Source organism: Allomuricauda sp. XS_ASV26 (assembly GCF_041224615.1).
Classification (GTDB): domain Bacteria; phylum Bacteroidota; class Bacteroidia; order Flavobacteriales; family Flavobacteriaceae; genus Flagellimonas; species Flagellimonas alginolytica.
This window is the reverse complement of record NZ_JBGFGK010000029.1, coordinates 39,558-53,119: the sequence shown is the minus strand read 5'-3', so window position 1 is coordinate 53,119 and position 13,562 is coordinate 39,558. Positions and strand designations below refer to the sequence as shown.

Genomic DNA, 13,562 nt, shown 5'->3' with positions numbered 1-13,562 from the left:
ATCAACAATGAAAAATAATAATTGTTAATATATATTAGTCCTTAGCCCTCTTTTTGCTTTGGATGGAAAGGTATGTTACCCCGAATATTACCACAAGCATTCCGATCAGTTGTCCGAGAGTGAGTTTTTCGTCCAAAAACAGAAAAGCGAGCAAAATTGTGGAAATGGGGCCCAAGCTTCCCAAAATTGAAAAGTTGGAGGCGCCCAATCGCTTTATTGCCGCGGAAACCAAAAAAGAAGGAATCAATGTGGCGAAAATGGCCATGGCCACACCATATGCATACACGGGCCATGGGTAATCCATAAATGTCCAATTACCGGCTATTGAATAGTGGACCATAATACAAAGGGTGGATACGATCATGGCATTGCATGTAAACCGTAAGACCCCAAATTTTGGAATCAACCATCCACTTCCCACCAAATACGAAGCATAGGTAATTGCACTCAATAAAACCAAAAAACCACCCATGAGCACTTTGTTTCCGGACATATCCAATTCTTCCCAGAACGTGATCAGCACACCTAAATATGTGATAAGTATTGCAGTGAGCTGTACGCGTGTAATTTTCTGTCTAAAAATCAGCCAACTAAGAAACACCACTATGGTCGGGTACACAAAAAGAATAATACGTTCCAGGCCGGCTTTGATGTAATTGAGGCCCAAGAAATCGAAATAACTGGCCAAATAGTAACCAACAAACCCAAAAAGAAACAACCAAACATAATCTTTGGGCAAAATTTTTGTTTCTGTTGATTTTTTGCGAATCAAAAATAAAATAAGGATGTAAAAGGGCAATGAGAACAACATCCGAAACAATAAAAGGTCCAGCGTGTCGACATGGTACCGATAGGCCAACTTTACCAATACAGCTTTGGAGGAAAACAGTACAACTCCCAAGACCCCGTATAAAACCCCTAAACTTTTACTGGACATACAGCAAAGTTATTTTGCGTCCGGAAACTACTGTGGCGGAAATTTTATGGATTACAACAGCCAGTGCTTACACATTGAACCTAAAATGCATAACATCACCATCTTTTACGATATATTCTTTGCCTTCTACGCGCATACGACCAGCTTCTTTAACCTTGGCCTCGCTTCCAAATTGCACGTAATCATCGTAGGCAATTACTTCTGCTCGGATAAATCCTTTTTCAAAATCCGTATGGATTACCCCTGCGGCTTGTGGTGCGGTGGCACCAACGGGTATGGTCCAGGCCCGCACTTCTTTTACACCTGCGGTGAAATATGTTTCCAGGTCCAGAAGTTTATATGCCCCACGAATTAATTTGGCGGAACCTGGTTCGGATAGTCCAAGGTCTTCCAAAAACATTTGACGTTCTTCGTAGGTTTCCAATTCGGTAATATCTGCTTCTGTACCGACGGCCAAAAAAATGACTTCGGCATTTTCGTGGGCTACTGCTTCTTTTACTTTCTCCACGTAAGCATTGCCCTCTACGGCGGCAGCTTCGTCTACATTGCAAACGTACATTACGGGTTTGTCCGTAATCAGTTGCAAGGGTTTCACGAACTCAAGGCGTTCATCGTCTGAAAATTCAATGGCACGTACGGAAGTTCCAGCTTCCAAACCATCTTTCAATTTAATCAGAACCGCTTCTTCTTTTTGGGCTTCTTTGTTTCCAGTTTTAGCGGCACGTTTTACTTTGTCAAGCTTTTTTTCTACACTTTCCAAATCCTTCAACTGCAATTCCATATCAATGGTTTCCTTGTCCCTTATCGGGTCTACGGAGCCGTCAACGTGAACTACATTGTCATTGTCAAAACAGCGTAGCACGTGCAGAATAGCATCGGTTTCTCGGATGTTTCCCAAGAACTGGTTTCCCAACCCTTCTCCTTTACTGGCGCCTTTTACCAGACCGGCAATGTCCACAATTTCCACGGTGGCCGGAATTACGCGTTCAGGATTCACCAACTCTTCCAACTTCTCCAATCGTTGGTCGGGCACATTTACAACTCCAATATTGGGCTCTATGGTACAAAAAGGAAAGTTGGCACTTTGTGCCTTTGCATTGGACAAACAATTGAACAGCGTTGATTTTCCTACATTCGGCAATCCTACGATACCTGCTTTCATTCGCTAGAAATTAGATTTAAGAGTTCAGATTACAAAACAGTATCTTAGGTATGGTGCTATCAATATAAAATACCGATAACCTACCAAATACCGATTTGAGGGTGCAAATATAAGTTGAAGTTTTGGTACTGCGACCTAATAATTGCCAATCAGTAGATAGAAGCCAATAATTAGCAATGCTATAATTCCAAAAATGGCTACAAGAGACAATATACAGCCGAGCTGTTTCCAAAAACCGTTATATTCCTTTTCTTTTTCCTGCATAAAAAACCCCGAACCTTGGTCCGGGGCAAAATTATAAGTTTTTTACATCTTAACCTTCTGGGTGCATAAACTTTTGCTTGCCCAAAAGCTCCTCCTCTGTTTCTACATGATCGTCATCGGGCACACAACAGTCTACCGGACATACGGCCGCGCACTGTGGCTCTTCGTGGAAGCCTTTGCATTCCGTACATTTATCGGGTACAATATAATACAGTTCATCGCTGACCGGTTCTTGAACTTCATCGGCATTGACTTCTTTACCATCTGGCAAAACCACATCACCGCTAAGAGAAGTTCCATCGCTATATCTCCATTCGTCCGCTCCCTCGTAAATTGCTGTATTTGGGCATTCTGGCTCGCAAGCACCACAATTTATGCATTCATCCGTAATTATTATTGCCATAATTTTCTTTTCCTTTTGGGTTGATTCTGATCAGCATGCTTACTTTTGACAAAAATAAACCCTAGTTAATTAGTGTACAAATTTAATGGCACCAGATACAAATACCATAGATGCTTTTGTTAAACTTGGAAAATACCTAACGGAATTTTGTCAAGATTGTTCTCAAAAAAGCCCAAAAACCGACCCGGGACTAAAAGAGGTCGTGGCAAGAGCAGGTCATCATAACGGATGGTTTACGGAGGAAAACATTTTATTTTCCATGGAACAATGGGGAAATATCCTGTCCAGGCCGCATATAAACGATTGGTTGTCCCAATACTCCTTTAAAAGTGGAGAAAACACTAAAAAAGTGGGGGTAGTAATGGCGGGCAATATACCATTGGTAGGTTTTCACGATTTTTTATGTGTATTGCTTTCCGGTAATTCTGTATTGATTAAGCAGTCCTCCAATGACAAAGTGCTTCTCCCATTTCTCTCCGATTACTTAATGGAACAAGAGCCATCGCTCGCAGATAAAATCCAATTTGTAGACGAAAAACTAGAGAATTTCGATGCAGTGATCGCTACAGGGAGCAATAATACAAGTCGTTATTTTGAATATTATTTTGGAAAGAAGCCGAATATCATCAGAAAAAATAGAAATTCGGTGGCAGTGCTCACCGGAGATGAAACCGAAGAAGAGCTAGAGGCACTTGGCGAGGATATTTTTAGATATTATGGGCTGGGTTGCCGCAACGTATCCAAAATATTTGTACCCAAGGGATACAATTTTGACAGGCTGTTCCAAGCACTCTACACATATAAAGATATTATCCACCAACATAAATATGCCAATAACTACGATTACAACAAAGCTGTTTATTTGATGAGTGAGTTCAAGATTTTGGATAACGGTTTTTTGATCTTAAAAGAGGATCAAAGTCTTTCCTCTCCCATTTCCGCATTGTTCTATTCATTTTATGATGATGAAGCCAGCTTGGAATTGGATTTACGGAGGATGGAAAAGCAAATTCAATGTGTGGTCTCCAAAAAGGAAGGAGACATAAATTTTGGACAAACCCAAAAACCAAGCTTGAGCGACTACGCCGACGGAATTGATACCATGGAATTTTTATCGGGACTTTAAGAAAGTCCCCAACCGTTGGAGCCATTTTTAGATACAACAATTTTTAAGACCTTTACCCCTTAAACCTAGGAAATGAAAAAGCATAATTTTAGCGCCGGCCCCTGCATTCTGCCCGCAGAGGTAATGCAGAAGGCTTCCGAAGCTGTTCTGGAATTGGATGGCATTGGACTTTCACTGATTGAAATATCCCATCGCAGCAAAGAATTTGTTGAAATAATGGAAAAAGCCCGTTCCCTGGCCCTAGAGCTTTTGGGACTCCAGGGCAAAGGATACCATGCCTTGTTCCTACAAGGTGGGGCCAGTATGCAATTTTTAATGACCGCCTTTAACCTTTTGGATGCAAAAGCCGGGTATGTGAACACGGGAACATGGAGTCAGAAGGCGATCAAGGAAGCCCGAATGTTCGGAGATATTGTAGAAGTGGCTTCGTCTCAAAAAGATAATTTTAGGTACATACCAAAGGGATTCGAGATCCCAACTGATTTGGATTACCTTCATTTAACCTCCAACAATACCATCTATGGAACGCAGTTTAAGGAGTTTCCAAAAACAGATGTTCCCTTAGTCTGCGATATGAGTTCAGATATATTTTCCAGACAAATGGACTTTTCCCAGTTCGATTTGATCTATGCCGGAGCGCAAAAGAATATGGGACCTGCCGGAACAACCCTGGTGGTGGTAAAAGAAGATATCTTGGGCAAAGTATCGCGCAAAATTCCCTCTATGATGGATTACTCGGTACATATTGCCAAGGACAGCATGTTCAACACGCCCCCTGTTTTTGCGGTGTATGTATCCATGCTTACCATGCAGTGGTTAAAAGATTTGGGAGGTATAGCCGCCATAGAAGAAATTAACGAGCGTAAAGCCAACCTTATTTATTCAGAAATAGAACTGAACCCAGTTTTTTCTGGCATTGCCGCCAAAGAGGACCGCTCTAGTATGAACGCTACTTTTAATATTACAGATGATGAGTTAAAGGATGTGTTCGACGAAATGTGCAAAGAAGCTGGAATAAGCGGTATCAATGGACATAGATCGGTTGGCGGTTACAGAGCCTCCATGTACAACGCACTGCCAATGGAAAGTGTTGGCGTATTGGTCGATATAATGAGCGAACTCGAAAAGAAAGGATAACTGTACTTAATTTTGGAAGTTGTTCGAGTTCGGACGTCTTCACTTACCATTACTTGCCATATTGATGGTGATGGGCCCCAGAGGACAATACCCAAAAAGAAATGCAGTACTCAAATTTTTAAATAAAAACATTTATGAAGGTCATATTGGCGAATGACGGAATTGCCCAGGAAGGAATTGTTCTACTGGAAAAGGAAGGATTCCAAGTCAAAAATACCAGGGTTGCCGAAGAACAGTTGGCAAACTATATCAACACAAATAAAGTCGATGCCCTTTTGGTACGCAGTGCTACCAGAGTGGATAAAAAACTTATCGATGCGTGCCCCGACCTAAAGTTGATCGGTCGTGGAGGCGTAGGCTTGGACAATATTGATGTAAAATATGCCGAATCAAAAGGAATTAAGGTATTCAATACACCAGAAGCGTCCTCCGAATCCGTAGCGGAGTTGGTTTTTGCCCACTTGTTGAACGGTGTCCGGTTTTTGCACGATTCCAATCGTAACATGCCTTTGGATGGCGATAGCCAGTTCAAACAACTTAAAAAAAGTTATTCTGCCGGCGTAGAGCTCAAAGGCAAAACCTTGGGTATCGTCGGTTTTGGAAGAATTGGACAAGCTACTGCAAAAATGGCACTTGCTTTGGGCATGGAGGTCTTGTACACCGACCATCATGCAGACGAAACAACTTTGACCCTTTCTTTTTACAACGGACAGACTATTGACTTTTCCCTTCAAAAAAGTGAATTGAAAGATGTTCTGGCCAATTCAGACTTTGTGAGTCTACACGTACCTTCACAGGACACCTACCTGATCGGGAAAAAAGAATTGGGCCTAATGAAACCCGGAGCGGGAATAATCAATACCTCACGAGGTGGTGTACTGGACGAAGTAGCTTTGGTCGAGGCCTTGGAAAACAATCACCTGGCATTCGCAGGATTGGATGTTTTTGAATCCGAGCCCACTCCAGAAATCAAGATACTTATGAATCCGAAGATATCCCTTAGTCCCCATATTGGCGGTTCTACATTGGAGGCGCAACAGCGAATAGGCAAAGAACTGGCACAAAACGTAATTGACCTGCTTAAATAACAACTTTTATAGGCTTGTGAAAGAAGACAAAACCTGCTTTTTTGTACATTGCCACCTTTAACCTTAACACTAACATAATGACAGGATTACTAGACATGATCAACAGCCCAATGGGAAAACAGTTGGTCAGCGGGGTTGCCGGACAAACAGGGCAATCGGAAAATAAGACGGCAGAAGTATTGAGTATGGCCATGCCATTGCTTATGGGAGCCATGAAAAAGAATGCATCCACACCAGGTGGAGCCCAAGGATTGATGAATGCACTATCCTCCAAGCACGATGGTGGTATTTTGGATGATTTAGGAAGTCTTTTCGGTGGAGGTGTAGATCAGAATGTAATGGATGATGGTGCCGGGATATTGGGCCATATCCTTGGGGCCAAACAACCACAGGTAGAGAATGCGCTAAGTTCTAAATCAGGGATCGATGCGGGGTCGATTGCCCAAATATTGAAAATAGCAGCACCAATCCTTTTGGGATATTTGGGAAAACAGACCAGACAACAAAACGTAAGCAGCCCTGAAGGACTCAACGGTCTATTGGGCGGCTTAATGGGCGGAGGTGCCGCGGCATCCAAGCAACAATCTTTAGTAGAAAGCTTTTTGGACAGCGATGGTGACGGTAGTGTCATCGATGATCTAGCAGGTATGGTGCTTAACAGCGGAAGCAGCAAAAAAAGTGGACTCGGCGGTATGCTGGGAGGACTTTTTGGAAAATAAAGGTCAAATCGATCAATATTTAACAAAGCCATTTGAACATTCAAGTGGCTTTTTTTGTAAATTAATGTCATGAAAAAGAAAATATTGCTTCCATTACTTTTTGGTTTGACGTTTTGTATCGCGTTTGTTTCGTGTACTTCTCAAAAAGCTACATTGGATGTGTCCAACGAGGAACAAACCCTTTTTGATTCTGATGATGAGGAACCGGTAGAAATCAAGGATGCAGAATCCGAATACGAGATCATTATTATTGAGCCAGGGTTTTATACATGGCTAAACTCCATTGCCAGGCCGGAAGGCTACTATTCCCAATCCTTTTTGGAAAATAGAAATGCCATTATGGTAATTACCTGGAACCAGAGAGTATTGCAACCCAACAGGTTCAACCCAAATTTGTACGAATTGCAGATCAACTACGACCCAAGTATTGATTATGGATACGAGGTGAACTATAAATTGTACAATTACTTCATTTATTTTCAAAGAAAGTACAATCAAAGGCTAGGCCCTTTTCTACCGCGGATTTAAAGTGCTATTTTTGCATCAATTACGAGATTAAAAATGCAAAAAATAAAACAGCGTTGGGAAATCCAAAAGAATTGGCAGTTCTTGTTTCCGATCTTGGGCACATTCCTAAATTTACTTACAGCTTATCTTATTTCTCGAAGTCTGCTTCATATTTTTAATTTGAACAATACTATTTACGAATGGTTTTTTACCCTAGGGGTTATGCTTGCCATTCATCTGGTACTGATCAAGTTTTTTCTATGGTGTTTCAAAAAACTGGAGAATAAATGGAGAGTGGACTACAAATGGGAAATGATCGCCATATTTATTGTTTTTGCCATAACAGGTAGTTTATCCGGTAAATTGGCCGGCCCTCTGATTCACTGGCTTGGATTGGATGCGGAAAATATACCTGGTGCCTTATATTGGACCCTTCGGATCCTATTGATATTTCCTATCTATCAAATCTTACTTGTTTTGATCGGCTGGCTGTTTGGACAATATCAATTCTTCTGGAATTTTGAAAAAAAAATGCTGAAACGCATGGGCTTGGGCTCATTTTTGCGATAACCGGGGAAAATTAAATTTTTAAGAGCTAGATAAGTTTTTGGTTCGTTCACGACAAATTTTGAAATGTACGGAACCATATGTTCAACCTTTATTAGTTTAAAATGAAACAACTATACATCACCCTATTAATGATATTTACGGTAGTTTGTAGCTATTCACAACATACACTCTCCGGAAATATATCAGATATGGAAACGGGAGCGCCTTTGGAACAAGTATCCGTATATGTTCCACAACTTGAAAACGGTACTGTAACCGATAAAAATGGGGACTTTTCCTTAAAAAACTTGCCAGAAGGTATCTATAAGTTGGTTGTTTCCTTTATAGGTTTTGAAACTTATTCCACATCCATTGAGATCAGTGAAGGAAATAACCGGTTCGATTATAAAATGGAACCATCGGCCATAGAAATGGACGAAGTGGTGCTCTCCACGCCTTTTCACAAATTACAGCGCGAAAATGTAATGAAAGTGGAGCAAAAGTCCATGGAGGAGCTCAAACAACAAGGAGGAATTACCCTTTCAGAAGGAATAACGAACATTCCAGGGGTTTCCTCGGTATCGACCGGTGTCGGTATTGGAAAACCTGTAATACGTGGCTTAAGTTTTAACCGGGTTTTGGTGTATACCCAAGGGGTTAGATTGGAGAACCAGCAGTTTGGCGGTGAGCACGGGCTGGGACTCAACGACGCCGGAATTTCAAGTGTAGAAGTTATAAAAGGACCTGCCTCATTACTATATGGTTCCGATGCCCTAGGAGGTGTTTTGTACTTAAATCCCGAGAAATTTGAAATAGCTGGAGAAAGCTCTGGAGATATAAACATGCGGTATTTTACCAATACTTTGGGTTATAATGCAAACGCAGGTTTTAAAACGTCAGGGGAAAAATTAAAATTCTTGGTAAGAGGTGCATACGCATCCAATGCCGATTATGAAACGGGCGATGGCACAAGCGTTACCAATTCGAGGTTTAATGAAGCCGATTTAAAAACGGGACTTGCCTACCAAGCGTCCAAATTTAAAACAGAATTAAGGTATAACTACAATACTACGGAATTGGGCATTCCCGAAGAAATCGGGGTTCAAAACAACGATCGCGACCCTTTGTTGCCCTACCAAGAGCTCTCCACACATATATTAAGCTCCAAAAACAATTTGTTTTTTAAAAAATCGAGTTTGGAGGCTACGTTCGGATACACTATAAACAACAGAAAGGAGTTTGAAGAGCATCACCACGAGGAAGATGGGCACGAACATGAGCACGAAGAAGGCGAGGAACACGAAGAAGAACATGAAGAAGAGGAAGAAGGCGCCGCCCTGGACATGAAGCTGAAAACCTTTAACTACAACATACAGTTTAACCCACAGTGGGGAAATATAACAACTATTTTTGGGGTGCAGGGCATGCATCAAACCAACGAAAACTTTGGGGAGGAAATCTTGGTTCCCGATGCCGTGACCAACGATTTTGGGGTTTTGGTCACTTCTCACATTCATTTTGATAAAAGTGATCTGCAAATTGGATTGCGTTATGATCTAAGGTCTATAAACGGTGAAGCCAGTGGCATTGAGGGCGATGAGGAATATATTCCGGCACTGGACAGAAATTTTAATAATTTTAATGCGGCCTTGGGCTACCGAACGGACCTTGCCAAAACTATTATAGGACGTTTAAACTTGGCGACCGGTTTTAGGGCCCCCAACCTATCCGAACTGTCTTCCAATGGCCTGCACAGTGGCGCCAATCGAGTAGAAATAGGAAATCCGGACCTAGATAGCGAACAAAACTTTCAGATAGATCTTGCCCTAGAGTACGGGAACAAACATGTGGAAGCCTATATTAATTCGTTTTATAATATTGTAAACGACTATATTTATTTGGAGCCTACCGGTGAATTTAGGGAACTGGATCCCATTTATAATTTCCAACAACAAGATGCCATTTTGTACGGAGGCGAGTTTGGGTTCCACCTACACCCCCACCCTATTGATTGGCTGCACCTGGAAAGCAGTTACGATATTGTATATGGGCAATTGGATGATAAATCCAATTTGCCGCTAATACCTGCCAATCGCTGGACCAATACCTTTAGAGTGGAATGGAACAAAAGAAATCAGAACTACAAATGCTATGCTTTTGTAACGCTTCAAACATTTTTTAATCAGAACAAGGTTGCTGATTTTGAAACAAGAACGCCCCGATATAATTTGTTCAATACGGGCATCGGAGGAGACTTGAATATTTTCAATCAAAAAGTTGGGTATTCGATTACAGCAAACAACCTGTTCAACAAGGATTATATTTCTCACCTATCCAGATTAAAAGCTGACGGTATAGCCAATATGGGAAGAAATATCTCTTTCAGTTTACATTTGCCTTTGTAGCGTGCAGGACATAAGTTATCAAGAATTAAGGGTCAATCTTTTTAGGGTCGACCCTTTTTTTGCCCAACAAATAGGTATATATCCATGTTAAGGTAAAGGTCGGAATAACATCCAACCCTGGGATCAACTCTTCCGCAAAGGTAATCAGACCGGCAGCTTGACCGACCCTGCCTTTATACAAACGCGTCATGAGCCAACCAGCAATGGGCGCCCAAATTACATCGGAAAACTCTCCTATTCCCGGAATTGCAAAAGATAGCATACCAATGCCATCAAAAAGTAAACCTAAAAGTAGATTACGGTATTTTTTGTCCTTTTCTTCTGCCATATGGGAAAAATAGCAATTCCCGATTAATTTGAAAAGGGATTAGGACAAATCGGCACTAATAAGTTTCAAAAACTCGTTGCGGGTCTCAATTTTCTCGAACTGTCCTCTAAAGCCCGAAGTTGTGGTAACAGAGTTTTGCTTTTGCACCCCTCGCATCATCATACACATATGGGAAGCCTCAATTACCACAGCGACTCCTTTAGGTTTTAGAGTAGAATTGATACACTCCAGTATATCGTGGGTCAACCGTTCTTGAACCTGTAACCTGCGCGCAAAAACATCCACAACGCGGGGAATTTTGCTCAAACCTACAATGTGGCCGTTGGGAATATAAGCAACATGGGCCTTCCCGAAAAAGGGCAACATATGGTGTTCGCACAAAGAATATAATTCGATATCCTTTATTATTACCATGTCGTCATATTCTTCCGCGAACATGGCCCCTTTTAATATTTCTTCTGCATTCTGCTTGTACCCCTGTGTTAAGAAAAGCATGGCCTTCGCCGCACGTTCTGGTGTTTTGATCAAACCTTCCCTGGTTACATCTTCCCCGATATCGTCCACAATTTTGGAAAAATGGTCTTTTACCTCATTGGTGATCTCTATGTTATATTCTTCGAGGTTTCTATATGGTGCCATGTTTTAGTTTTTTTGAAAAATAATTGTTCAATTTTTTGATCTTGGGATCTATTATAATTTGACAATACGGTTGCTCTCTATGTCCGTTGTAATAATCGTGATGCTCTTCTTCTGCCAAATAAAAAGGTTTTTCCTCGGATATCTGGGTAACAATAGGAGAATCAAAGATACTTTCGTTGTCCAACAAGTTGATAAAATCCTCGGCAATTTGTTTTTGCTCGGGCGAAGTATAGAAAATCTCGCTTCGGTATTGCGTGCCAACATCGTTTCCCTGTCGGTTTAGCGTGGTGGGGTCATGTGTAGCAAAAAACACCTCCAAAAGTTCGGCATAGGATATTATCGATGGATCAAATGTTATTTTTACACCTTCGGCATGGCCCGTACGACCGGTACAAATTTCGCGGTATGCTGGGTTTTTTATAGTCCCGCCTGTATATCCGGAAACTACTTCCACTACTCCGTTTAGCCTTTGGAATACGGCTTCGGTACACCAAAAACAACCTCCTGCTAAAATTGCAGTTTCCAATATTGAATCATTTTGTTTATTCATTTCTTTTCAAAGTTAAACAATATTTATATTGTATTACGATTTATAACAAATATTTATATGCAACTTAGTCGAACTTGGTTGTCCAGCCATTACTTTTAAATGGTATTTGCAAAAAAATCCCACTTCGAACAAACTTTACAATACAACAGTAATCATTATCTTCGAACACCGAACAATTAGTTATGATCAAGGCTACAAATATTCAAAAAAGTTACGGAGACCTCAAGGTATTGCAGGGAGTTGACCTTAATATTAAAAAAGGTGAAGTTGTTTCCATTGTTGGCGCTTCTGGAGCAGGAAAAACGACCTTGCTACAAATTCTGGGAACCTTGGACACCCCTACCAACAAGGAAGAAAGTGCTCTTTTGATCAATGATACGGACGTAAACCAATTGAATGACAAAAACTTGGCCCAATTTCGCAACGAGCATATCGGGTTTATTTTTCAGTTTCATCAATTACTGCCCGAGTTTACCGCATTGGAAAATGTATGCATACCTGCCTTTATTAAAAAAACATCCCGTACCGAAGCTGAACAACGCGCCAAAGAGCTTTTGGATTTTCTGGGATTAAAGGACCGTTACGACCACAAACCCAACGCACTGTCCGGTGGGGAACAGCAACGAGTGGCAGTTGCCCGTTCTTTAATGAACAAACCATCGGTGGTTTTGGCCGATGAACCCAGTGGTAATTTGGATTCTGAAAGTGCCGATAATCTACACAAACTGTTTTTTCAGTTACGGGAAGAATTTGGGCAAACCTTTGTTCTGGTAACGCATAATCTGGACCTTGCCGATATGGCGGACCGAAAACTAACCATGGTAGATGGGCGGATTGTCTCCAAGAATTAGTATGACCAAAGCAGAACTCAAGGAATTTCTCGATGCCAAGGTAGAGGAATACGATCATCCCAAGTTTTTAGAGGACGACCCTTTACAGATCCCGCACAAGTTTGCATTAAAAGAGGATATTGAGATCAGCGCTTTTTTAACGGCCACCATAGCCTGGGGCAACCGTAAGAGCATTATTAACAATGCAAACAAACTTATGGATTTAATGGGCAACTCGCCCTACGATTTTGTGATGGCCCATACCGCGGAGGACCTTAGTGAACTCTCGACATTTGTACACCGTACTTTTAATAGTATTGATCTTGGTTACTTTGTAACCAGTCTCCAAAACATCTACCAAGAACATGGAGGTTTGGAGGCGATTTTTACCCAATACCAGACCAAGGATTCCATGCAGCCCGCAATTTCGGAGTTCAAACAACTATTTTTTGAACTCCCTCATCAAAATCGCACCCAAAAACATGTGTCCGACCCCAAAAATGGATCCGCGGCAAAACGCATCAATATGTTTTTACGATGGATGGTCCGTGATAGCAGTACGGGAGTCGATTTTGGCTTATGGAAAGGCATTGCCCCTTCCAAACTCTCCTGCCCGTTGGATGTGCATTCTGGCAATGTGGCCCGCAAACTCAAATTACTAAAGCGTAAACAGAACGATGCCAAGGCATTACAGGAACTAGACAAAAACCTGAGAAAACTGGATGCCGTCGACCCTGTAAAATATGATTTTGCGCTATTTGGGTTGGGAGTTTTTGAGAGATTCTAAACCCTTAACAAACTATCATCAGTTCATTCTGATTATACCTATCAAAAAGCTAATTGTACATTTTTATATCTTGTATGTATTAAATCCAAAGAGAGATATAAATACGATAGGTGATTTTTTTCAAACTGAGA

The 13,562-nt window shown here is 41.3% G+C and carries 15 protein-coding genes; 9 read left to right on the top strand and 6 right to left on the bottom strand.

Annotation, left to right across the window (positions count from 1 at the left end):
- Positions 1-34: 34 nt before the first annotated feature.
- The 3 genes from AB9K32_RS04660 to AB9K32_RS04650 form a co-directional block, all read right to left on the bottom strand.
- Complete coding sequence (locus AB9K32_RS04660; protein ID WP_369884504.1) at positions 35-937, bottom strand: DMT family transporter; 903 nt, start codon at positions 935-937, stop codon at positions 35-37.
- Between the two features lie 67 nt (positions 938-1,004).
- Entirely contained in the window at positions 1,005-2,099 is a 1,095-nt protein-coding gene (ychF, locus tag AB9K32_RS04655) for a redox-regulated ATPase YchF (protein ID WP_224836982.1), read from the bottom strand.
- Positions 2,100-2,412: 313 nt separating this feature from the next.
- Complete coding sequence (locus AB9K32_RS04650) at positions 2,413-2,766, bottom strand: 4Fe-4S dicluster domain-containing protein (protein ID WP_224836983.1); 354 nt, start codon at positions 2,764-2,766, stop codon at positions 2,413-2,415.
- 85 nt (positions 2,767-2,851) lie between these two features.
- On the opposite strand from AB9K32_RS04650, the gene AB9K32_RS04645 reads away from it, so the two are divergent.
- From AB9K32_RS04645 to AB9K32_RS04615, 7 genes are all read left to right on the top strand, one after another.
- Positions 2,852-3,892 (top strand): acyl-CoA reductase, encoded by a 1,041-nt coding sequence (locus AB9K32_RS04645; protein ID WP_369884503.1) that lies wholly within the window; start codon positions 2,852-2,854, stop codon positions 3,890-3,892.
- Between the two features lie 72 nt (positions 3,893-3,964).
- A complete protein-coding gene (gene serC / locus AB9K32_RS04640) occupies positions 3,965-5,029 on the top strand; it encodes a 3-phosphoserine/phosphohydroxythreonine transaminase (protein ID WP_369884502.1) in 1,065 nt (354 codons plus the stop codon).
- Between the two features lie 134 nt (positions 5,030-5,163).
- The gene (locus AB9K32_RS04635) at positions 5,164-6,117 is read left to right on the top strand and encodes a D-2-hydroxyacid dehydrogenase (RefSeq protein WP_369884501.1); all 954 of its coding nucleotides are present in this window, start codon (positions 5,164-5,166) and stop codon (positions 6,115-6,117) included.
- Positions 6,118-6,194: 77 nt separating this feature from the next.
- The gene (locus AB9K32_RS04630) at positions 6,195-6,836 is read left to right on the top strand and encodes a DUF937 domain-containing protein (protein ID WP_224836987.1); all 642 of its coding nucleotides are present in this window, start codon (positions 6,195-6,197) and stop codon (positions 6,834-6,836) included.
- A gap of 69 nt (positions 6,837-6,905) precedes the next feature.
- Positions 6,906-7,364, top strand: coding sequence for a DUF6146 family protein (locus AB9K32_RS04625; RefSeq protein ID WP_369884500.1), 459 nt, complete (start codon positions 6,906-6,908; stop codon positions 7,362-7,364).
- Between the two features lie 33 nt (positions 7,365-7,397).
- A complete protein-coding gene (locus tag AB9K32_RS04620; protein ID WP_338195013.1) occupies positions 7,398-7,913 on the top strand; it encodes a DUF6787 family protein in 516 nt (171 codons plus the stop codon).
- Positions 7,914-8,014: 101 nt separating this feature from the next.
- A complete protein-coding gene (locus tag AB9K32_RS04615) occupies positions 8,015-10,297 on the top strand; it encodes a TonB-dependent receptor domain-containing protein (protein ID WP_369884499.1) in 2,283 nt (760 codons plus the stop codon).
- A 25-nt stretch (positions 10,298-10,322) separates the two neighbouring features.
- Here the strand turns inward: AB9K32_RS04615 and AB9K32_RS04610 are convergent, their stop codons facing one another.
- From AB9K32_RS04610 to msrA, 3 genes are read right to left on the bottom strand one after another with little or no spacing between them, the layout of a single operon-like run.
- Complete coding sequence (locus tag AB9K32_RS04610; protein WP_252079705.1) at positions 10,323-10,625, bottom strand: hypothetical protein; 303 nt, start codon at positions 10,623-10,625, stop codon at positions 10,323-10,325.
- Between the two features lie 39 nt (positions 10,626-10,664).
- Positions 10,665-11,264 carry a GTP cyclohydrolase I FolE gene (gene folE, locus AB9K32_RS04605; protein WP_224836992.1) on the bottom strand — a complete coding sequence of 200 codons (600 nt, stop codon included), beginning with the start codon at positions 11,262-11,264 and terminating at the stop codon, positions 10,665-10,667.
- A complete protein-coding gene (gene msrA, locus AB9K32_RS04600) occupies positions 11,251-11,814 on the bottom strand; it encodes a peptide-methionine (S)-S-oxide reductase MsrA (RefSeq protein WP_293295281.1) in 564 nt (187 codons plus the stop codon). Before msrA ends, folE begins: the two co-directional genes overlap by 14 nt.
- A 182-nt stretch (positions 11,815-11,996) precedes the next feature.
- Between msrA and AB9K32_RS04595 the strand changes: the two genes are divergently transcribed.
- Both AB9K32_RS04595 and AB9K32_RS04590 read left to right on the top strand, forming a co-directional pair.
- Positions 11,997-12,665 (top strand): ABC transporter ATP-binding protein, encoded by a 669-nt coding sequence (locus AB9K32_RS04595; RefSeq protein ID WP_369884498.1) that lies wholly within the window; start codon positions 11,997-11,999, stop codon positions 12,663-12,665.
- 1 nt (position 12,666) lies between these two features.
- Positions 12,667-13,431 (top strand): TIGR02757 family protein, encoded by a 765-nt coding sequence (locus AB9K32_RS04590; RefSeq protein WP_369884552.1) that lies wholly within the window; start codon positions 12,667-12,669, stop codon positions 13,429-13,431.
- Positions 13,432-13,562: the final 131 nt, after the last annotated feature.